The organism is Micromonospora sp. NPDC023966, from assembly GCF_040639095.1.
In the GTDB taxonomy this organism is placed as follows: domain Bacteria; phylum Actinomycetota; class Actinomycetes; order Mycobacteriales; family Micromonosporaceae; genus Micromonospora.
Map to the genome: position 1 here is coordinate 118,157 of NZ_JBEZZJ010000010.1, position 19,219 is coordinate 137,375.

At 72.4% G+C, this 19,219-nt stretch carries 20 protein-coding genes; 17 read left to right on the forward strand and 3 right to left on the reverse strand.

What is annotated here, in order from left to right; translation table 11 throughout:
• Nucleotides 1-76: 76 nt before the first annotated feature.
• The 7 genes from rpsB to AB0F68_RS16100 all read left to right on the forward strand — a co-directional run bounded on the left by rpsB (nucleotide 77) and on the right by AB0F68_RS16100 (nucleotide 7,624).
• Nucleotides 77-979: a 30S ribosomal protein S2 gene (rpsB, locus tag AB0F68_RS16070; RefSeq protein ID WP_357338084.1), complete on the forward strand. Its 903-nt coding sequence runs from the start codon at nucleotides 77-79 to the stop codon at nucleotides 977-979.
• Between the two features lie 134 nt (nucleotides 980-1,113).
• Nucleotides 1,114-1,941, forward strand: coding sequence for a translation elongation factor Ts (gene tsf, locus AB0F68_RS16075; protein WP_357338087.1), 828 nt, complete (start codon nucleotides 1,114-1,116; stop codon nucleotides 1,939-1,941).
• Between the two features lie 165 nt (nucleotides 1,942-2,106).
• Nucleotides 2,107-2,874, forward strand: coding sequence for a UMP kinase (gene pyrH, locus AB0F68_RS16080; RefSeq protein ID WP_350930800.1), 768 nt, complete (start codon nucleotides 2,107-2,109; stop codon nucleotides 2,872-2,874).
• A gap of 87 nt (nucleotides 2,875-2,961) precedes the next feature.
• Nucleotides 2,962-3,519 (forward strand): ribosome recycling factor, encoded by a 558-nt coding sequence (frr, locus tag AB0F68_RS16085; protein ID WP_091268662.1) that lies wholly within the window; start codon nucleotides 2,962-2,964, stop codon nucleotides 3,517-3,519.
• A gap of 255 nt (nucleotides 3,520-3,774) precedes the next feature.
• Nucleotides 3,775-5,241 carry a phosphatidate cytidylyltransferase gene (locus AB0F68_RS16090; RefSeq protein WP_357338091.1) on the forward strand — a complete coding sequence of 489 codons (1,467 nt, stop codon included), beginning with the start codon at nucleotides 3,775-3,777 and terminating at the stop codon, nucleotides 5,239-5,241.
• 104 nt (nucleotides 5,242-5,345) lie between these two features.
• Nucleotides 5,346-6,491, forward strand: coding sequence for a 23S rRNA (adenine(2503)-C(2))-methyltransferase RlmN (gene rlmN, locus AB0F68_RS16095; protein ID WP_254331751.1), 1,146 nt, complete (start codon nucleotides 5,346-5,348; stop codon nucleotides 6,489-6,491).
• A gap of 29 nt (nucleotides 6,492-6,520) precedes the next feature.
• On the forward strand, nucleotides 6,521-7,624 hold the full coding sequence (locus AB0F68_RS16100; RefSeq protein WP_357338095.1) for a DivIVA domain-containing protein: 1,104 nt from the start codon (nucleotides 6,521-6,523) through the stop codon (nucleotides 7,622-7,624).
• Between the two features lie 75 nt (nucleotides 7,625-7,699).
• Here AB0F68_RS16100 and AB0F68_RS16105 read toward each other — a convergent pair whose 3' ends face one another.
• Nucleotides 7,700-7,924 (reverse strand): DUF2631 domain-containing protein, encoded by a 225-nt coding sequence (locus AB0F68_RS16105; RefSeq protein WP_262281393.1) that lies wholly within the window; start codon nucleotides 7,922-7,924, stop codon nucleotides 7,700-7,702.
• Nucleotides 7,925-8,013: 89 nt separating this feature from the next.
• On the opposite strand from AB0F68_RS16105, the gene AB0F68_RS16110 reads away from it, so the two are divergent.
• From AB0F68_RS16110 to AB0F68_RS16120, 3 genes are all read left to right on the forward strand, one after another.
• Nucleotides 8,014-8,880 (forward strand): hypothetical protein, encoded by an 867-nt coding sequence (locus AB0F68_RS16110; protein ID WP_357338097.1) that lies wholly within the window; start codon nucleotides 8,014-8,016, stop codon nucleotides 8,878-8,880.
• A 123-nt stretch (nucleotides 8,881-9,003) separates the two neighbouring features.
• Nucleotides 9,004-10,584 carry a Rieske 2Fe-2S domain-containing protein gene (locus AB0F68_RS16115; RefSeq protein ID WP_357338100.1) on the forward strand — a complete coding sequence of 527 codons (1,581 nt, stop codon included), beginning with the start codon at nucleotides 9,004-9,006 and terminating at the stop codon, nucleotides 10,582-10,584.
• A gap of 109 nt (nucleotides 10,585-10,693) precedes the next feature.
• A complete protein-coding gene (locus tag AB0F68_RS16120) occupies nucleotides 10,694-11,350 on the forward strand; it encodes a TMEM175 family protein (RefSeq protein ID WP_357338285.1) in 657 nt (218 codons plus the stop codon).
• On the opposite strand, the gene AB0F68_RS16125 is transcribed toward AB0F68_RS16120, so the two are convergent.
• Both AB0F68_RS16125 and AB0F68_RS16130 read right to left on the reverse strand, forming a co-directional pair.
• Nucleotides 11,331-12,932 carry an NAD(P)/FAD-dependent oxidoreductase gene (locus tag AB0F68_RS16125; RefSeq protein WP_357338102.1) on the reverse strand — a complete coding sequence of 534 codons (1,602 nt, stop codon included), beginning with the start codon at nucleotides 12,930-12,932 and terminating at the stop codon, nucleotides 11,331-11,333. The two genes, AB0F68_RS16120 and AB0F68_RS16125, sit on opposite strands and share 20 nt — an antisense overlap.
• Before the next feature lie 76 nt (nucleotides 12,933-13,008).
• Nucleotides 13,009-13,851 (reverse strand): YhjD/YihY/BrkB family envelope integrity protein, encoded by an 843-nt coding sequence (locus AB0F68_RS16130; protein ID WP_357338104.1) that lies wholly within the window; start codon nucleotides 13,849-13,851, stop codon nucleotides 13,009-13,011.
• 50 nt (nucleotides 13,852-13,901) lie between these two features.
• On the opposite strand from AB0F68_RS16130, the gene AB0F68_RS16135 reads away from it, so the two are divergent.
• Genes AB0F68_RS16135 through ispG form a run of 7 tightly spaced genes read left to right on the forward strand, consistent with a single transcriptional unit; the run spans nucleotide 13,902 to nucleotide 19,218 of the window.
• Nucleotides 13,902-14,444, forward strand: coding sequence for a GNAT family N-acetyltransferase (locus tag AB0F68_RS16135; protein ID WP_357338107.1), 543 nt, complete (start codon nucleotides 13,902-13,904; stop codon nucleotides 14,442-14,444).
• Nucleotides 14,445-14,479: 35 nt separating this feature from the next.
• The gene (locus tag AB0F68_RS16140; protein WP_357338110.1) at nucleotides 14,480-14,992 is read left to right on the forward strand and encodes a YcxB family protein; all 513 of its coding nucleotides are present in this window, start codon (nucleotides 14,480-14,482) and stop codon (nucleotides 14,990-14,992) included.
• A 3-nt stretch (nucleotides 14,993-14,995) separates the two neighbouring features.
• The gene (locus AB0F68_RS16145) at nucleotides 14,996-15,145 is read left to right on the forward strand and encodes a hypothetical protein (RefSeq protein WP_357338112.1); all 150 of its coding nucleotides are present in this window, start codon (nucleotides 14,996-14,998) and stop codon (nucleotides 15,143-15,145) included.
• A gap of 22 nt (nucleotides 15,146-15,167) precedes the next feature.
• Nucleotides 15,168-15,581 (forward strand): hypothetical protein, encoded by a 414-nt coding sequence (locus tag AB0F68_RS16150; RefSeq protein WP_357338114.1) that lies wholly within the window; start codon nucleotides 15,168-15,170, stop codon nucleotides 15,579-15,581.
• Nucleotides 15,578-16,789 (forward strand): 1-deoxy-D-xylulose-5-phosphate reductoisomerase, encoded by a 1,212-nt coding sequence (gene dxr / locus AB0F68_RS16155; RefSeq protein WP_357338117.1) that lies wholly within the window; start codon nucleotides 15,578-15,580, stop codon nucleotides 16,787-16,789. The genes AB0F68_RS16150 and dxr overlap by 4 nt, the downstream gene beginning before the upstream one ends.
• Nucleotides 16,789-18,036: a site-2 protease family protein gene (locus AB0F68_RS16160; protein WP_357338119.1), complete on the forward strand. Its 1,248-nt coding sequence runs from the start codon at nucleotides 16,789-16,791 to the stop codon at nucleotides 18,034-18,036. The genes dxr and AB0F68_RS16160 overlap by 1 nt, the downstream gene beginning before the upstream one ends.
• Before the next feature lie 9 nt (nucleotides 18,037-18,045).
• Complete coding sequence (gene ispG / locus AB0F68_RS16165) at nucleotides 18,046-19,218, forward strand: flavodoxin-dependent (E)-4-hydroxy-3-methylbut-2-enyl-diphosphate synthase (protein WP_357338121.1); 1,173 nt, start codon at nucleotides 18,046-18,048, stop codon at nucleotides 19,216-19,218.
• Nucleotide 19,219 lies beyond the last annotated feature (1 nt).

Below are 19,219 nucleotides of genomic sequence, written 5' to 3' on the forward strand. Positions count from 1 at the left end.
CTGGCCGACGACCGGGCGCCAGGCGTCCGGCCGCCGGCCGGACGGGACAACCAGGGATGAACAGGGAGTACCCACCATGGCCGTCGTGACCATGCGCCAGCTGCTGGAAAGCGGTGTCCACTTCGGGCACCAGACCCGGCGCTGGAACCCGAAGATGAAGCGCTTCATCTTCACCGAGCGCAACGGTATCTACATCATCGACCTGCGCCAGACCCTCGACTACATCGAGAAGGCGTACGAGTTCGTGCGCACCACGGTGGCCGGGGGCGGCAGCATCCTCTTCGTCGGCACCAAGAAGCAGGCCCAGGAGGCCATCGCCGAGCAGGCGACCCGGGTCGGCCAGCCGTACGTCAACCACCGCTGGCTCGGCGGCATGCTGACCAACTTCCAGACGGTGTACAAGCGGCTCCAGCGGATGAAGGAGCTGGAGGCTCTGGGTGACCTGAGCGGCACCGCCGCCGGTTACACCAAGAAGGAGACCCTTCAGCTCTCCCGCGAGAAGGTGAAGCTGACCAAGACCCTCGGCGGCCTGCGCGACATGCAGAAGCTTCCGGCCGCGGTCTGGATCGTCGACACCAAGAAGGAGCACATCGCCGTCGACGAGGCCCGCAAGCTGGGCATCCCGGTGATCGCCGTGCTCGACACCAACTGCGACCCGGACGAGGTCGACTTCCCGATCCCGGGCAACGACGACGCGATCCGCTCGGCCGAGCTGCTGACCAAGGTCGTCGCCGCCGCCGTCGCCGACGGTCTGATCGCCCGCTCTGGTCGTGGCCGTGGCGGCGACGAGAAGCCCGAGCCGGGCCAGGTCGGCGCCGACGAGCCGCTGGCCGAGTGGGAGCGCGAGCTGCTCGAGGAGCCGAAGAAGGCCGACGAGCAGCCGGCGACCGCCGCCGAGCAGCCGGCGACCGCCGAGCAGCCGGCGACCGCCGAGCAGCCGGCGACCGCCGAGCAGCCGGCGACCGCCGCCGCGGAGTGATCGCGCCGTCGCGTCCCCACCGTCCAATTTCCCGGCCGGTGGGGCGCGACGGGTACGCCGGGCAGAACCGGGCCGGATCCGGGTAACCGGCAGCCAGACCATCCCACGCAGTCTCAAACACCGAAGAGAGAGTCATGTCCAACTTCACCGCCGCGGACGTCAAGAAGCTCCGCGACCTCACCGGCGCCGGCATGATGGACTCCAAGAAGGCGCTGACCGAGGCCGAGGGCGACTTCGACAAGGCCATCGAGATCCTGCGCGTCAAGGGTGCCAAGGACGTCGGCAAGCGGGCCGGGCGCACCGCCGCCAACGGCCTCATCGCCCACGCCGGCCAGGCGCTGCTCGAGCTCAACTGCGAGACCGACTTCGTCGCCAAGAACGACGCCTTCATCGCGCTGGCCCAGCAGCTGGTCGAGCACGGCGTGGCCAGCGGCGCGACCAACGCCGAGGAGCTGCTCGCCAGCACCATCGACGGCAAGAGCGTGGCCGACCTGATCCAGGAGCAGTCCGCCAAGATCGGCGAGAAGCTGGTGCTGAACCGCTTCGCCAAGCTCGAGGGCACCACCGCGGTCTACCTGCACCGCAAGAGCCAGGACCTGCCCCCGGCGGTCGGCGTTCTGGTGCAGTACTCCGGCAAGGCGGACGAGGCCGGCGACGCGGACGCCCGCGGCGTGGCCATGCAGATCGCGGCCATGCGCCCGAAGTACCTGACCCGCGACGAGGTTCCGGCCGAGACGGTCGAGTCGGAGCGGCGCATCGCCGAGCAGACCGCCCGCGAGGAGAACAAGCCCGAGGCGGCGCTGCCGAAGATCGTCGAGGGCCGGGTCAACGCGTTCTTCAAGGACTTCGTCCTGCTGGAGCAGGCGTCGGTCGCCGACAACAAGAAGACGGTGAAGCAGCTGCTGGCCGACGCCGGCATCGAGGTCACCGGCTTCGTGCGGTTCGAGGTCGGCCAGGCCTGAACCGCCGCGCCGGACGCATGACGCGCCCGGGCGCAGGGAAAACTTCGACGAGGAGGCCGCCGGTGTATGTGACAGGCACCGCGGCCTCCTCGTCACATAGGGTCTGCAGCGGCAGGTACGCGGTTCGCGGCGCCCACGAGGTGCGCGACGGAAGGGGCGGGGCGGATGACGCAGGTTGTGAGTGACCGGAGCCTGGCGGCGGATGATCCGACCGCCCCGCCGCCCGGTCGGGCCCGCCGGGTGGTGCTGAAGCTCTCCGGTGAGGTCTTCGGTGGCGGCGCCATCGGCGTCGACCCCGACGTCGTGCAGGCCATCGCCCGGCAGATCGCCACCGTGGTGCGGCGCGGCGTGCAGGTCTCCGTGGTGGTCGGTGGCGGCAACTTCTTCCGCGGCGCGGAGCTGCAGAAGCGCGGCATGGACCGGGCCCGCGCCGACTACATGGGCATGCTGGGCACGGTGATGAACTGCCTGGCCCTCCAGGACTTCCTGGAGAAGGAGGGCATCGAGACCCGGGTGCAGAGCGCGATCACCATGGCCCAGGTCGCCGAGCCGTACATCCCGCTGCGGGCGATCCGGCACCTAGAGAAGGGGCGCGTGGTCATCTTCGGCGCGGGCGCCGGGATGCCCTACTTCTCCACCGACACGGTCGCCGCCCAGCGGGCGCTGGAGATCCGCGCCGACGTGGTGCTGATGAGCAAGAACGGCGTGGACGCCGTCTACACCGCCGACCCCCGGATCGACCCCACGGCGAGCAAGCTCGACTCGATCACCTTCTCCGAGGTGCTGCGCCGCAACCTGCGGGTGGCCGACGCCGCGGCGTTCAGCCTCTGCATGGAGAACGGCCTGCCGATGCTGGTCTTCGGCGCCCAGGGCGACGACACGATCGTCCGTGCCGTCAGCGGTGAGAAGATCGGCACGCTGATCACCGCCTGACCGGCCTCCGCCGAGCCGGCAGCGGTCCTCCGACCCACCAGCACCAGCACAGCCCACGACGAGCGACAGAAGGAGGCGAGGAGACCGGTGATCGACGACACCCTCCTCGAGGCAGAGGAGAAGATGGAGCGTGCCATCGAGCACGCCAAGGAGGAGTTCGGCGGCATCCGCACCGGCCGCGCCAACGCCGCGATGTTCTCCCGGATCGTGATCGACTACTACGGCAGCCCGACCCCGCTGCCGCAGATGGCGTCCATCGCCGTGCCGGAGCCGCGCATGGTGATCATCAAGCCGTACGACAACTCGCAGATCAACGCCATGGAGAAGGCGATCCGCGACTCGGACCTCGGGGTGAACCCGAACAACGAGGGCAACCAGCTGCGCATCGTGCTCCCGCAGATGACCGAGGAGCGGCGCCGCGAGATGATCAAGGTGGCCCGGCACAAGGGCGAGGAGGCGAAGGTCGCCGTCCGCAACATCCGCCGCAAGGGCAAGGAAGAACTGGACCGCCTGGTCAAGGACGGCGAGGTCGGCGAGGACGAGGGCCGGCGCGCGGAGAAGGAGCTGGACGACCTGACCCAGCGCTTCGTCGCCACCGTGGACGAGCTGGTCAAGCACAAGGAGAACGAGCTGCTCGAGGTCTGAGCGCCCGCATACCCGCCACGGCACCGGTGTGCCGCCGCCCGCCACGGGTGGCGGCCCGGTGCCGTCGTCGTGCCGGGCGGCGTCCGCCGTGCGGGCTTCCCGGGTGCAGTAGGCTCGGCACGATTCCGCCCACCACCGGGTGAACGGCGGGGATCGGCCGGCCGTCGGGTCGGTCAACCGGAACGGCTCGCGGCTGTAGGGGATGGTCTTGGTCTTGCGTCATGTGGTGGCTCCCGTACCGCCTGCCGGTGCGTGATGTCCCACCCCGACCCCTACGGCAACGCCGAGCCGCGCGGCTGGGACCGCCCGGCCCCCTCGCTGCCCTGGCCGGAGACCGACCTGGAGCCCGGGCCCTGGCGTCGGCCGGGCGCCGGCCCCGAGGCGTACGCGCGTCCGCCCGGCCGCCCCGCCGCCGACCCGTACGCCCGGCCGGGTGACGGCTACGACGGGCCGCGCGGCCGCCGGCCGTACGACGGACCCCCGCCCCCCGAGCGGAGCTGGCGCGACGAGCCGGCGCCCCGCGGCCCCGGCCACCTGGACGCCGGTCCCGGCGGTCGCCGGCCGACCCGGGGCGCGGAGCGCGACCCGTGGGAGCGCGACCCGCACGAGCCGGGCTACGGCCCCGACCCGCGCGACTCGGGCTACGGCCCCGACCCGCTCGACTCGGGCTACGGCCCTGACCCGCGAGAGCCGGGCTACGGCCCCGCCCCGCGCGAGCGCGGGTTCGGCCGGCCCGACGACGAGTACCCGACCGCCCAGATCGCTCCGGTACGGGACGAACCGACCACTCAGCTCGCGGCGGTGCGGGACGAGCCCGCACCGGACCCCGAACCGTCGGCCGGCCGCCGGTCGAGGGGCCGGCGACGGGCCAGCGCGGACCGTCCCCCGACCGTCCAGCCGAAGACCTCCAAGGCGGGCCGCAACCTGCCGGCCGCGATCGGTGTCGGGTTGGCCCTGGGCGCGGCGATCGTGCTGCCGCTCTTCTTCTACCTGCCGGCGTTCCTCGCCGTGATCGCCGCCGCGGTGGCGATCGGCTGCTGGGAGATGGCCCGCGCGGTACGCCGCAGTGGCGCCCACCCGCCGCTGGTGCCGCTGATGGCCGGTGGCGTGATCACCATCGGGCTGGCCTGGTTCGCCGGGCCGGACGCACTCTGCCTCGGGCTGCTGGTCACCGTGCTGGGCACGATGATCTGGCGGCTGGGCGACGGCCCCGGCAACTACCAGCGCGACCTCACCGCGGCCACCCTGATCGCGGTCTACGTGCCCTTCCTCGGCGGTTTCGCGGCGATGCTGGCGGCCGCTCCCGACGACGGGCACCTGCGGGTGCTGGTCACCCTCGTCGCCGTGGTGCTCTCCGACACCGGCGGCTACGCGGCCGGCGTCGCCTTCGGCAAGCACCCGATGGCCCCTACGATCAGCCCGAAGAAATCCTGGGAGGGCTTCGCCGGCTCGGTGACCGCGTCCGCGGCGGGCAGTGCCCTGCTGCTCTGGCTGCTGCTCGACGTGGCCCCCTGGTGGGGCGCGCTGTTCGGGGTGGCGATCTCCGGCGCGGCGGTGCTCGGCGACCTCGCCGAGTCGATGATCAAGCGCGACCTCGGGGTCAAGGACATGAGCAACCTGCTCCCCGGGCACGGCGGCCTGATGGACCGGCTCGACTCGATCCTGTTCGCGGTGCCGACCGCGTACCTGCTGCTGGCGCTCTTCGTGCCGATGGCGGGCTGAGTCGTGAATCACGTGGGTGGCGCCCCCTCGGCCGGCCGGCCGGGGCCGATTCGGCACCCACGGACAGGTGCGTCCCGCGTTCGGCGTGTCAGACTGGACGCGCCATGACGAGCCTCCCGCTGATCTCCGTAGACCCCGACGCCCGCGGCCGCCGGCCCGCGATGCCACCCCGTCACCTCGCCGACCTGGACCTGCCGGGCCGGCAGGCGCTCGTCACCGAGCTGGGGGAGCCGGCGTTCCGCGCCAAGCAGGTCTCGAACCACTACTTCGGCCGCCTGGTCCGCGACCCGGCCCAGATGACCGACCTGCCGGCGGCGACCCGCGAGCGGCTGGCGGGCACGCTGCTGCCCACCCTGCTCAACCCGGTACGCGAGATGGCCTGCGACGACGGCGCCACCCGCAAGGCGCTCTGGCGGCTGCACGACGGCTCGCTGGTGGAGAGCGTGCTGATGGGCTACCCGGACCGGGTCACCGTCTGCATCTCCAGCCAGGCGGGCTGCGGCATGGCCTGCCCGTTCTGCGCCACCGGCCAGGCCGGGCTGACCCGCAACCTCTCCACCGCCGAGATCGTCGACCAGGCCGTCTACCTGGCCGGGGTGGCCGCGTCGGGGGCGGTGGCTGGCTCCCCGCCGCGCCTGTCGCACGTGGTGTTCATGGGCATGGGCGAGCCGCTGGCCAACTACTCGCGGGTGGTGGCGGCGATCCGCCGGCTGGTCGCTCCGGCTCCGGAGGGGCTCGGCCTGTCCCAGCGGCACATCACCGTTTCCACAGTCGGCCTGGTCCCGGCCATCCGCCGACTGGCCAGCGAAGACCTCTCAGTGACTCTTGCGTTGTCGCTGCACGCCCCCGATGATGAGCTGCGCGACGAACTCGTGCCGGTCAACCAGCGCTGGAAGGTGTCCGAGGTGCTGGACGCGGCGTGGGACTACGCGGACACGACGGGGCGTCGCGTGTCCATCGAGTACGCGATGATCAAGGACGTGAACGACCAGCCGTGGAGAGCCGATCTGCTCGGGCGGCTGCTGGCCGGCAAGCTGGCCCACGTGAACCTGATCCCGCTCAACCCGACTCCGGGCAGCCGCTGGGACGCCAGCCCGAAGCCGGTCGAGCGGGAGTTCGTCCGGCGGTTGCGCGATGCCGGGGTGTCCACCACCGTGCGGGACACCCGGGGTCGCGAGATCGACGGGGCGTGTGGGCAGCTCGCCGCCGCCGAGGACAGGGACAGCGACCCACGCGCCGCAACGGCGTGACGGCGTAGCGGTAGAGACCAGGAGACATAGTGGCGAGTCAGGGTCAGCGTTTCCGGCGTAAGGCGCTCCGCCGGGGATACAAGGTCGACGAGGTGGACGCCTTCCTGGACCGGGTGGAGGCGACACTCGCCGGCCAGCCGGTCGGCGCGCCCGTGGCCTCCCAGGAGGTCCACGACGTCGTCTTCCGGGTCCGTTTCAACGGCTACGACGAGTGGCAGGTCGACCTGCACCTCGACCGGGTCGAGCGGCAGCTCGCCGAGCTGGAGGAGCGCGGTGGCGCCCCCGGCGGGCGCGGTGGCGACCCCCGGATGGCCGACCGGCTCGGCCCGCCCATGCGCGACGACCGCGGCCTCTCGCCGGTGCCGCAGCCCCCGATGCCGCCCCGGCCGATGCCCGCGCAGGCCGGTCCGCCCGCCGATCGCTACGGCAACCGCTACGACGAGCCGACCGGGGCGTTCGCCGGCGGCTACGACGGCCCGCGCGGCGGCTACGACGCACCCCGCGGCCCGGGCGCCCCGGGTGGCCCCGGCCCGATGGGCCCGGGCGCCCCGATGGGGCACGGCGGCCCGCCGTCGCGCGGCCTGCCCCCCGGCCCGGGCGGCTACGGCCAGGACGAGCGGTTCGACGGCTTCGAGGCCGGCCGGCACGGCCACGCCGACATGACCGCCGAGTTCCGGATGCCGGAGCGGGACCTGCGCGACCCGCGCGGCCGTGGCCCGGCCGGCCCGCCGCCGCTGCCGCAGCAGGGCTACGGCCCGGACCAGGGTTACGGCGGCCCGGAGCAGGGCTACGGCGGCGGCCCCGGCATGCCCGGCCCGCCGATGGCCGGCCCGCCGGTCGGTGGCCCGCCCATGGTCGGCCCGCCGATGGCCGGCCCGCCCGGCAGCGACCTCTACCGGGTGGACCAGATCCGCCGCAGCTTCCAGGTGCGCCGGTTCGGCAGCGGGTACGACCCGGACCAGGTCGACCGGTTCTTCGAGACGCTGCTCGGCGGCATGCAGGGCCGCAACCCGATGCCGGTGAACCCGAAGGACCTGGACACCCTGCGCTTCGGGCTGGTGCCCGGCGGCTACTTCGAGGCAGAGGTCGACGCCGCGCTCAAGGACGTGCAGGACATCCTGCTCGGCCGCTGAGCCCGCGCACGACGACGAAGGGCCCGTCCCCGATCGGGGGCGGGCCCTTGCGCGTACCGGCCGAGTGGGCGCCGGTCAGGACCGCAGGCCGTTGCGGCGCAGCACGGCGTCGCCGATGACGATGGCCAGCAGCAGGGCCGCGAGCCCGAACAACCAGATGTTCTCCACGTTGCCCTCGTGGTTGCCGCAGAGCGCCATGAGCACCAACACCGCCGCCGACAGCACCGCCCCGATCCGTCCGGACTTGCGGTGTCCGGGCCTGTGCTGGTCTGGCGCGGTTACCGGCTCGCTTCCTGCCACTGTCGGTCCTTCCCTCGCGATCGGATCTCCGGTTAGTCTGGCACGCCCCGTGCCGGGCCCGGCGCAGGGTCCGGCCTGATGGGGGACGCATGACCCGCGAGGACGATCGGAAGCTGCTCAAGGCGGCGTACGAGGCGTGGGACGCGGAAGACTGGGCGATCGCCGGGGAGCGGCTGGAGCGGCTGGTGCGGCGGCACCCGGACCATCGGCGGGCGCCGGTCTGGTGGTACGACGCGGCGCTGGCCCACAAGTTCCTGCGCAACTGGGCGAAGGCGTACGAGCTGGGCCGGGAGGCGGCCGCGCGGGCGAAGCGGGGTGCCGAGGACCCGGCGTTCTGGAACCTGGGCATCGCGGCGACGATCATGGAGGACTGGGCGACGGCGCGGGAGGCCTGGCGCGGCTACGGGCTGACCGTGCCCGACGGTGACGGCGAGATCGTGGGCGACTTCGGGGTCACGCCGGTCCGGCTGAATTCGGCTGCCGGGGGAGAGGTCGTCTGGGCCCTGCGGCTCTGCCCGGCCCGGGCCCGGGTGCTGAGTGTGCCGACGCCGGAGTCGGGTCGCCGGTTCGGCGAGGTCGTGGTGCACGACGGGGCCCCGAACGGCGAGCGGACGGTCGACGGACAGGTGTTCTCCGTCTTCGACGAGCTGTTGCTGTTCCGGGGCTCCGACCTGCCCACCGCGACCGTCGAGGTCGCCGCCGCCACGCCGGAGGACGTCCGGGCGCTCTCCGCGCTCTTCCACGAGCAGGGGTACGCGGCGGAGCCGGCCAGCGGCGTCCGGCCGATCTGCGCCTGCTGCAGCGAGGGCGGCCTGGATCAGCATCCCGACCACCAGGTCGCCGGTGGGCAGCAGGTGTACGTCGCGGCGCCGGCCGACCGGATCGCCGGACTGATGGACGCCTGGTGCGCCGCCGAACCGGAGCGCCGGAGCTGGTCGGGATCGGTGCGGGCCTGACGCCCGGGCCGTTGGACCTGCCCGCCCGGGGCGGAAGGTCACTACCGGCGTCGCGGAACGGTGACCACACTGCCTCCGGTAGCGTCTTGACGTACGCCTGATGTCTTTTTGAGGGGGACTGCGGTGCGAGTGACCGGTACGGGCCATGCCAGCATGCGGATCGACACGGCCGCGGGCAGCATCCTGTGCGACCCGTGGGTCAATCCCGCCTACTTCGCCTCCTGGTTCCCCTTCCCGGACAACTCCCAGCTCGACTGGGCGGCCCTCGGCCAGTGCGACTACCTCTACGTGTCGCACCTGCACCGGGACCACTTCGACGCCAAGCACCTGCGGGACCACATCTCCAAGGACGCCACCGTCCTGCTCCCCGAGTTCCCCACCTCGGAGATGGAGGACGAGCTGCGGGAGCTGGGCTTCACCAAGTTCCTGAAGGCCCCGAACGAGCAGGTCGTGGAGCTGCCCGGCGGTCTGAAGATCATGATTCAGGCGCTGACCAGCCCGACCGACGGCCCGATCGGCGACTCCTCGCTCTGGGTCGAGTACGACGGAGTCCGGCTGCTCAACCAGAACGACGCCCGCCCGACGGACCTGAGCGTCTTCGCCGAGCTGGGCCACGTGCACGCCCACCTGCTCCAGTTCTCCGGCGCGATCTGGTACCCGATGGTCTACGAGCTGCCGCAGGCGGCGAAGACCGCGTTCGGCAAGCAGAAGCGCGACCGGCAGTTCGACCGCACCTGGCGCTACATCGACGACCTGAAGGCCGACCACGTCTTCCCGATCGCCGGGCCGCCCTGCTTCCTCGACGACGAGCTGTTCCAGTTCAACGACGTCTTCGGCGACGAGGGGAACATCTTCCCCGACCAGTCGGTGTTCCTGGCCGAATACGCCAAGGTCGGCGGCACCAACGGCATCGTGCTGCTGCCGGGCAGCGTCGCCGAGGTCACCACCGAGGGCGCGACCACCACCCACCCGGTGCCGGTCGAGGAGTTCTTCGCGAACAAGCGCGCCCACCTGGACGAGATGCGGGAGCGCAAGCGCCCGATCATTGAGGCGGAGAAGGCGTCCTGGCGGCACCCCGAGGTGGACGTGCTCGGCGAGATGAAGCGCCGGATCGAGCCGCTGCTCGACGAGTCGATCTACCTGGCCAAGGGTGTCGGCGGCCCGGTCCGCTTCGACCTGGTCGGCTACGACGGCGAGAGCGTCGAGTCGATCGTGGTGGACTTCCCGGGCAAGGAGGTCCGGCCGTACGCGGACGAGAAGGTCCGCTACCGGTTCCGTACCGAGCGGGCGCTGGTCGAGCACCTGCTGCACATCGGCGAGGTGGACTGGGTCAACTCGCTCTTCCTCTCCTGCCGGTTCTCGGCGGCCCGGATCGGCCAGTACAACGAGTTCGTCTACGCGTTCTTCAAGTGCCTCTCTGAGGAGCGCCTCCAGTACGCCGAGGGCTGGTACGACGAGCACGAGCGGGCCGTCGACGCCGAGGACATCACCATCGACGGCTGGGTGGTACAGCGCCGCTGCCCGCACCTCAAGGCCGACCTGAGCCGGTTCGGCATCGTGGAGGGCGACCAGCTCACCTGCCAGCTGCACGGCTGGAAGTTCGACATGCCGAGCGGCCGCTGCCTCACCAGCGTCGGGCACAAGATCCGCGCCCACCGGGCGGACGCCGACACCCCCGCCCCCGCGGGCGAGGCCGTCAGCTGAGTTTCCCCCGCACGCCGCCCCCGCCAGGTGACCATCAGGTCGGGAAGGGGGCGGCGTGACGGACGCGGACGCGAGGGAGAGGAACTACCGCTACCGGCGTGACCGGGAGATGGACCGGGACGCCTCCCGGGTGGAGACGTTCAGCGACGGCGTCTTCGCGGTCGTCCTGACGGTGATGGCCGTCGAACTGCTCCAGAACGGCCCGGCCCGGGATCCCGGGAGGGAACTGCCGGAAGCCCTCGTCCACGCCTGGCCGACCTACCTGGCCTACGTGATCACCTTCGGGATCGCGGGCCAGATCTGGCTCGGCCATCACAACATGTGGCGGTACGTGGTCCGGGTCGACCAGGTGCTGCTCATGTTCAACCTGCTCGTGCTGCTCTTCGTGGCGGCGATCCCGTTCACCGCCGACCTGCTGTCGGACAACCTGCGCGGCAGCGCCACCGAGCAGCGGCTGACCGCCGCCCTCTACCTCGGCACTGTGCTGGGCGAGTCGCTCTTCTTCAACCTGAGCTGGTGGTGGGCCCGCCGGCACCGGCTGCTCCACCCCGACCTGGACCCACAACTGGCCCGGGCGGTCTCGCGGCGGCTGGTGGTGCGCCCGCTGCTCTACACGATCGCCTTCGCCTTCGTCTTCGTCGACCCGATCTTCAGCCTGCTCCTCTACCTGCTGCTGCTCGTCGGCCTCTCCCTCGTTCGCCGCCCCGGCGACCTGCCCCGTTTCCCCGCCGAGGCCGGCGGCGAGGTCAGCGACCGAGGTCGCTGAGGATCCGCTGAGCGGCGTTGTGGCCGGCCGCGCCGATCACGCTGCCGGCCGGGTGGCAGCCGGCGCTGCCCGCGTAGACGCCGTCGATCCCGGTGGCGTAGGGCATCCGATCGGTGAACGAGACGGTGTTGTCGACGTGGTGGATGTGCCCGCCGGTGATGCCGAAGTGCGCCTCGATGCCCGGCGGGGGCAGCGGCACCGCGTCGGCGATCAGGTCGCGGGTGCCGGGGGCGTACCGCTCGCAGATGTCGATCAGGCGGTCGACGTAGCCGGGCAGCGCCGCGTCCCAGGTGGTGCCGGCCAGCTCGTAGGGGACCGACTGGACGAAGAGCGCCGACGAGTGGTGCCCGGCGCCGTCGGAGAGCGACGGATCGACCGTGGTGTGCAGGTACCACTCGATGGTCGGTTCCTCGGGCAGCCGCCCGGCCTGCACGTCCGCCCACATGGCGCGCAGCGCGGCCATCGGCGGCTCGCCGCCGGCGCCGACCAGCGAGGCCGAACCGGGGAGCAGGTGGATGGTGGAGCCGAACGGGCTCGGCGCGTCCGCCGGCAGGCAGCCGAACCGGGGCAGGCCGGTGAGCGCCAGGTTGAGCTTGAGCGTGGTGCCGGGCCGGCGGACCGCCGCCATCCGGGCGTCCAGCTCCGCCGGGAGCGCGCCGTCGGGCAGCAGCTCCATCAACCGGTACGGGTCGCAGGCCCCGAGCACCACGGAGGCGGCCACCTCCCGCCCGTCGGCCAGCACCACCCCGCCAGCCGCACCGCCGTCGAGGGTGACCGCGGTGACCGGCGCGCCGGTCACGATGCGGGCGCCGGCCGCGCGGGCGGCCTCGGCGAAGGTCCGGGAGACCGTGCCCATGCCGCCCTGGGCGATCATCCAGGTGCCCTCAGAGCCGGGCAGCCGGCACATGTTGTGCACCAGGAAGTTGTGCCCGGTGCCCGGGTCGTCCGGGCCGGCGTTTAGCCCGGAGAGGCCGTCGGTGACCGCGTACATGCTGACCAGCAGCTCGGAGCGGAAGTCGAAGCGGGCCAGGTAGTCGGCCACCGAGCCGCGGACCAGGTCGACGAAGACCTGCCGGAGGGCGGGCCGGACGTACCGCTCGGCGGTCTCCGCCACCGGCAGCGGCTCGGCCAGCCAGGCGGGCGCCAGGTCCTCCCGGAGCTGGGCCAGCTCGGCCTGGAGCGCGTCGTCGGCGGCCACGTCCGCGGGGGAGAAGAACTCCGCGAGCTGCCGTCGGGTGCTCGCCGTGTCACTGCCGAAGAGCAGGTACGGCGAGCCGAGCCCGCCCGGGGTGGGCAGGAAGTAGTGCGGGTCGCGGCGCAGCACCGGGATCGTCACGTCGAGGGTGGCGAGCAGCTCCGGCGGCATCAGCCCGAGCAGGTACGAGCCGGTGGAGTGCCGCAGCCCAGGCACCTTCGGGAACGGGTTCTCCGTGCGGGTGGCCCCGCCGATCACCTCGGCCGCCTCCAGCACCAGCACGTCGAGGCCCGCGCGGGCCAGCAGGATCGCCGAGACCAGGCCGTTGTGCCCGGAGCCGACCACGACGACGTCGGCGCGGGACGGCAGCTCACTCGCTTCGCTCATGCCCGAGCAGCCTAGTGCGGTTCGGTGGCCGGCGGGAGGGAGCCGCTGATCGAGCTGTCGGCCGGCCCGCCGCCGGTCAGGCGCGGGCCGCGAGCCGGGCGGCCCGCCACCGGCTCAGCGCCAGGGTGGCCGAGTAGCCGGCCAGCACGATCACGTGGAACAGGTAGAGCCAGAGCAGCACGGCCACCCCGCCGCCGATCTCGTCGAACCCGCCGAACGGCGCCCCCAAGTCAAGGGGCAGCGAGCAGAACAGCACGAAGCCGTGCAGGAAACCGGAGAGGTTCGCCGCGGTGAACGAGCCCAGGCCCAGTGTGGCGAGCCAGTCCGGGGAGGTCGGCCCGACCACCCGGAACAGCCAGACCAGCACCGGGGTGAGCACCAGCCAGGTCGCCAGGAAGGAGAGCACCACACCGAGCGCCCCCAACCAGCCGCCCTGCCTGACCAGGTGGGTGGTGAGCGGCAGCCCCAGCAGGACCGACAGCAGCAGCGCCGGGGCCGGGGCGAGCAGCGGGAGCAGCAGCAGCCGACCCCGCCAGCCGACCAGGGTTTCCGCCTGGCCGGGTGGGGTGGCGACCGAGACGAACGCCCGGCGCAGCCCCTCACCGTAGAGCGACGCCGGCAGCAGCGAGGTCAGCGCCAGCAGCGGGGTCAGGCCCAACCCGGCCTCCACCAGCGCCGCCACCGCCCGGTTGGCGCCGATGTCGGTGGGCAGCGTGTCGATCGCGTACGTGGCGAGCCGGCGCACCCGCTCGTCCCCGGCCACCAGCCCGGTGAGCCAGATCGCCAGCAGCGCCACCGGCACCACGGCGATCGCCCCGTAAAAGGTGATCGCGGCGGCGTGCAGCGAGAGGTCCCGCCCGCGTACCGGCCGGAACGCCGCGCCGGTGATCCGTCTCGACCGCTGCCACCGCTCGCCCATCGCACCCTCGTTCCCCCTGGGGCGACCCGGCACGCATTACGATCCGGCGTGTGATCACCTCGACCGAGCGGCTGGTCGTCCGCGACTGGACGGAGTCGCCGGACGACCTGGCCCGGATCTACGACATCTACTCCCGCCACGAGGTGATGCGCTGGCTGGGCGGCGGCGCCGGGCGGATGACCGACCCCGCCGAGGCGCGCGAACGGGTGCACTCCTGGCGCGAGCGCTACGCGCCGTACGCCGGCCGCTGGGGTCTCTGGGCGATCGAGCCGCGCGAGGCCGGCCGGGCCGTCGGCAGCGTCCTGCTCAAGCCGCTGCCCGGGCGCGACGGGGTCACCCCCACCGACGACATCGAGGTCGGCTGGCACCTGCACCCCGACGCCCAGGGGCACGGCTACGCCACCGAAGCGGCCCGGGCCGTGCTGGAGCGCGAGTTCGCCACCGGCACCCGGCAGGTCTACGCCGTGGTGATGGCCGGCAACGAGCCGTCCATGGCGGTGGCCCGCCGACTCGGCATGACCCACCTCGGCACCCGCACCGACTGGTACGGCGGCGCGGACCTGGAGACCTTCGTGCTGGCCCGCCCGGCGTAGCCGTCCGGCGAGCGGCGGCCGTATCGTGTCCGCTCGTGCTGATCACCTTCATGACGCAGCCAAATCGGAGGCTGCTCGGCGTCGCGCTTCGCCGGGCCTTCCGCCGGACCCTGCTCCTGTACTGGGTCTGCGCCGGCGTGACGGCGCTGCTGGCTCTCCTGGCGTGGTCCGTGGGTGACACCCCCGGGGTGGTGATCGCAAGTGCCGGTTCCGTCGCGCTCGCGCTGATCGCCTGGTGGGCCGACCGCCGCACGGTCAGCATCAACTGGAAGGTCTACGGCCGCCCCATCCTCTGGGCTGTCGGCGACGAGGGGGTGCGCTACGACGGCGAGCTGATGGACTGTCTGGTCCGCTGGCCCGCCGTGGAACGGGTCGAGCCCGTCCCGTACCACCTGATCTTCCGGATCGGCCGTTACCAGGTGCTCCCCGCCCGGGTCGACGGGCTGGACGCGGAGCAACGCGACGAGCTGCTCGCCTTCCTGCACGCACGGGGCCTGCTCGGCCAGCCGGCGGAGGAGGCCGCCCGTCGCATCGCCGCCGCCGGGTAGGGCGTGCCGGATCTTGGAGACCTACCGTTCGCCACGAACGGCAAGTCGCCGCCGTACCGCGGCACCGGTATCGCGCTCTGCCTCCTTGCCGTGGTGCAGCTGATCCCGGAGCGGCTGCCTGTAGCCCTGATCCTCGCCGCGACCGTCGCCTGAACTCGTCGGTAGCGGACAGGCTGTGCGATCCGGCTCTGAGCGGGCAGCGCCGCTGCTGCGGTTCTCCGGTGGTGGCCGGTCCGCAGTCGACGTGAGCCAGGCCGTCATGCTCGGGGAGATCGTGTCGCCCGGCAACCGGCGCAAGGACGTCATCGACCGGCCGCGGGAGTACGCCGCCGCCGGCGTGCCGTTCTTCCTCCGGGTCGATCTACGTAACCGGGTGCCGGCGCTTGCCCTCTACGAGTTGGCCGAGGGGGAGTACCGGCCCCTCGCCGCCGCCGCGGCCGGCGCCACCTTCGTCATGCGGCAGCCGTTCGAGTTCAGCGTCGACCCGGCCGACCTGCTCGACGAGGAGGCGCCGGCGGAGGAGGTCGGACGCGGGGGAGTGAGGCTCCCAGCGGGCGCTCAGGAGGGCTGGGGAAGAATGGGCGGGTGACGTCTCCCCGATCCCTCGTCCTGCTCGGCTCGACCGGCTCGATCGGCACCCAGGCCATCGACATCGTCCGGCGCAACCCGGACCGGTTCCGGGTGGTGGCCCTCGGCGCCGGCGGCGGCAACGTGGAACTGCTCGCCGCGCAGGCGCTGGAGCTGGGCGTGGAGGCGGTCGGGGTGGCCCGGGCGTCCGCCGCCCAGGATCTCCAGCTCGCGTTCTACGCCGAGGCGAGCCGGCGCGGCTGGGCCACCGGCGACTTCAAGCTCCCCAAGATCGTGGCCGGGCCGGACGCGATGACCGAGCTGGCCGGGTGGCCCTGCGACGTGGTGCTCAACGGGGTGGTCGGCTCCCTCGGGCTCGCGCCGACCCTGGCCGCGCTGCGCGCCGGGCGTACCCTCGCCCTGGCCAACAAGGAGTCGCTGGTGGCCGGGGGCCCGCTGGTCAGGGCCGCGGTGACGCGGCCGGGGCAGATCGTCCCGGTCGACTCGGAGCACTCGGCGCTGGCGCAGTGCCTGCGCGGGGGCACCCGGGGTGAGGTGCGCCGGCTCGTGGTGACCGCCAGCGGCGGGCCGTTCCGGGGCCGGCGGCGCGACGAGCTGACCGAGGTCACGCCGGAGCAGGCGCTCGCCCACCCGACCTGGAACATGGGGCCGGTGGTGACGATCAACTCCGCCACCATGGTCAACAAGGCCCTCGAGGTGATCGAGGCGCACGAGCTGTTCGACGTGCCCTACGCCGACATCGAGGTGATGGTCCACCCGCAGTCGGTGATCCACTCGATGGTCGAGTTCGCCGACGGCTCCACCCTGGCCCAGGCCAGCCCGCCGGACATGCGGTTGCCCATCGCCCTCGGCCTCGGCTGGCCGGACCGGGTGCCCGGGGCCGCCGCCGCGGTCGACTGGACAAAGTCCCACAGCTGGGAGTTCTTTCCGCTCGACGACGCCGCCTTCCCGGCGGTGGCGCTGGCCAAGGCGGCCGGCGAGGCCGGGCGCTGCCGGCCGGCGATCTACAACGCGGCGAACGAGGAGTGCGTGGCGGCTTTCGTGGCCGGCCGGCTGCCCTTCCTGGGCATCGTCGACACCCTCGAGCGGGTGTTGGAGGACGCTCCGGACTTCGCCGAACCAGGTACCGTCGAGGACGTGCTCGCCGCCGAGTCGTGGGCACGGGCGCACGCCCAGACGATCATCGTCGGGTCGCTGGAAGGAGCCTGATGGCAAACCTGCTCGGGGTCGTGCTGTTCGCCGTGTTCATTCTCGTCTCGGTGAGCCTGCACGAGGCGGGGCACATGATCACCGCCAAGGCGTTCGGGATGAAGGTCACTCGCTACTTCGTCGGCTTCGGCCCGACGCTCTGGTCGTTCCGGCGCGGCGAGACCGAATACGGCGTGAAGGGCGTCCCGCTCGGCGGCTTCTGCAAGATCGTCGGCATGACCCCGCAGGACGACGACGTCGAGCCGGGGGACGAGAAGCGCGCCATGTGGCGCTACCCGGTGTGGAAGCGGACGATCGTCATGTCCGCCGGCTCCATCACCCACTTCGCCCTGGCTCTCGGCGCGCTCTGGGTGATGGCGGTCTCGGTCGGGTTGCCCAACCCCAAGGCCCCGACCACCTCCGAGGGTCTCAAGACCGAGCCGGCCGTGATCGTCCTGGCCCCGTGCGTGGTGGTGGAGAACGCCAACCGCACCTGCCAGGCCGGCGACCCGGCCAGCCCCGCCAGCAAGGCCCAGCTCAAGGACGGCGACCGGATCACCGCCGTGAACGGCAAGCCGGTCTCCACCTGGGGCGACATGCTTGACGTGGTCCGCACCACCCCGCCCGGCCTGGCCACCATCGACTACGTCCGGGACGGCGCCCCGGCCACCGCCAAGGTCGACCTGGCCGCGGTGCAGCGCCCGCCGCTGAACGACCCGAAGGGGGCCACCTCGCCGGTCTCTGCGCTCGGCGTCATGCTCCAGCCCACCACCCCCAGCCGGATCGAGTACGGGCCGGTCGCCGCGTTCGGCGCCACCGCCGACTTCACCGGCAACATGGCGGTGCAGACCGCGCACGCCATGCAGCGGATCCCGCAGAAGGTCCCCGCCCTCTGGACCGCTGTCACCGGCGGCGAGCGGGACATGGACACCCCGATCAGCGTGGTCGGCGCCAGCCGGCTCGGTGGCGAGTTCGTGGCGAACGACGCCTGGTACGGGTTCTTCATGCTCTTCGTCTCGCTGAACTTCTTCATCGGCGTGTTCAATCTGCTGCCGCTGCTCCCGCTGGACGGCGGCCACATCGCCATCGCCTGGTTCGAGCGGGCCCGCTCCTGGCTCTACGCCCGGATCGGTCGTGCCGACCCGGGCCGGGTCGACTACCTCAAGCTCATGCCCCTCACGTACGCGGTGATCCTCATCGGTGGCGCGTTCACGCTGCTGACCGTCACCGCGGACGTCGTCAACCCCATCACGCTCTTCTCAAGGTGAGTGCCTGAAGTGACCGCTGTCAGTCTCGGTATGCCCCCTGTACCGCCGCCGCCGCTCGCCCCGCGCCGGGCCAGCCGCCAGATCATGGTCGGTTCGGTGCCGGTCGGTGGGGGCGCGCCGGTCTCGGTGCAGTCCATGACCACCACCCTGACCGCCGACGTGAACGCCACCCTCCAGCAGATCGCCGAGCTCACCGCGTCCGGCTGTCAGATCGTCCGGGTGGCCGTGCCGTCCCAGGACGACGTCGAGGCGCTGCCCGCGATCGCCAAGAAGTCGCAGATCCCGGTGATCGCCGACATCCACTTCCAGCCGAAGTACGTCTTCGCGGCGATCGACGCCGGCTGCGCCGCGGTCCGGGTGAACCCGGGCAACATCCGGCAGTTCGACGACAAGGTCAAGGAGATCGCCCGGGCGGCCGGCGACGCGGGCGTGCCGATCCGGATCGGCGTGAACGCCGGCTCGCTGGACAAGCGCCTCCTCGCCAAGTACGGCAAGGCCACCGCCGAGGCGCTGGTCGAGTCGGCGCTCTGGGAGTGCTCGCTCTTCGAGGAGCACGGCTTCCGCGACATCAAGATCTCGGTCAAGCACAACGACCCGGTGGTGATGATCCGGGCGTACCGGCAGCTCGCCGAGAAGTGCGACTACCCGCTGCACCTGGGTGTGACCGAGGCCGGCCCGGCCTTCCAGGGCACCATCAAGTCCGCGGTGGCGTTCGGCGCGCTGCTGGCCGAGGGGATCGGCGACACCATCCGGGTCTCGCTCTCCGCCCCGCCGGTCGAGGAGATCAAGGTCGGCACCGCGATCCTGGAGTCGCTGGGCCTGCGCGAGCGGGGCCTGGAGATCGTCTCCTGCCCGTCCTGCGGCCGCGCCCAGGTCGACGTCTACAAGCTGGCCGAGGAGGTCACCGCCGGCCTGGAGGGGCTGCCGGTGCCGCTGCGCGTCGCCGTCATGGGCTGCGTGGTGAACGGCCCGGGCGAGGCCCGCGAGGCCGACCTCGGCGTCGCCTCCGGCAACGGCAAGGGCCAGATCTTCGTCAAGGGCCAGGTCGTCAAGACCGTGCCCGAGGGTCAGATCGTGGAGACGCTGATCGAGGAGGCGCTGCGGATCGCCGACGAGATGGGCGCCGAGATCCCCGAGGAGCTGCGCGGCCTGGTGCCGGGCGCCACGGTGACCGTGCACTGAC

Bases quoted from the DNA above. Each gene is read 5' to 3' on its own strand.
- rpsB (WP_357338084.1), top strand. From the start codon at position 77: ATGGCCGTCGTGACCATGCGCCAGCTGCTGGAAAGCGGTGTCCACTTC.
- tsf (WP_357338087.1), top strand. From the start codon at position 1,114: ATGTCCAACTTCACCGCCGCGGACGTCAAGAAGCTCCGCGACCTCACC.
- pyrH (WP_350930800.1), top strand. From the start codon at position 2,107: ATGACGCAGGTTGTGAGTGACCGGAGCCTGGCGGCGGATGATCCGACC.
- AB0F68_RS16090 (WP_357338091.1), top strand. From the start codon at position 3,775: ATGTCCCACCCCGACCCCTACGGCAACGCCGAGCCGCGCGGCTGGGAC.
- rlmN (WP_254331751.1), top strand. From the start codon at position 5,346: ATGACGAGCCTCCCGCTGATCTCCGTAGACCCCGACGCCCGCGGCCGC.
- AB0F68_RS16110 (WP_357338097.1), top strand. From the start codon at position 8,014: ATGACCCGCGAGGACGATCGGAAGCTGCTCAAGGCGGCGTACGAGGCG.
- AB0F68_RS16120 (WP_357338285.1), top strand. From the start codon at position 10,694: ATGGACCGGGACGCCTCCCGGGTGGAGACGTTCAGCGACGGCGTCTTC.
- AB0F68_RS16125 (WP_357338102.1), bottom strand. From the start codon at position 12,932: ATGAGCGAAGCGAGTGAGCTGCCGTCCCGCGCCGACGTCGTCGTGGTC.
- AB0F68_RS16130 (WP_357338104.1), bottom strand. From the start codon at position 13,851: ATGGGCGAGCGGTGGCAGCGGTCGAGACGGATCACCGGCGCGGCGTTC.
- AB0F68_RS16160 (WP_357338119.1), top strand. From the start codon at position 16,789: ATGGCAAACCTGCTCGGGGTCGTGCTGTTCGCCGTGTTCATTCTCGTC.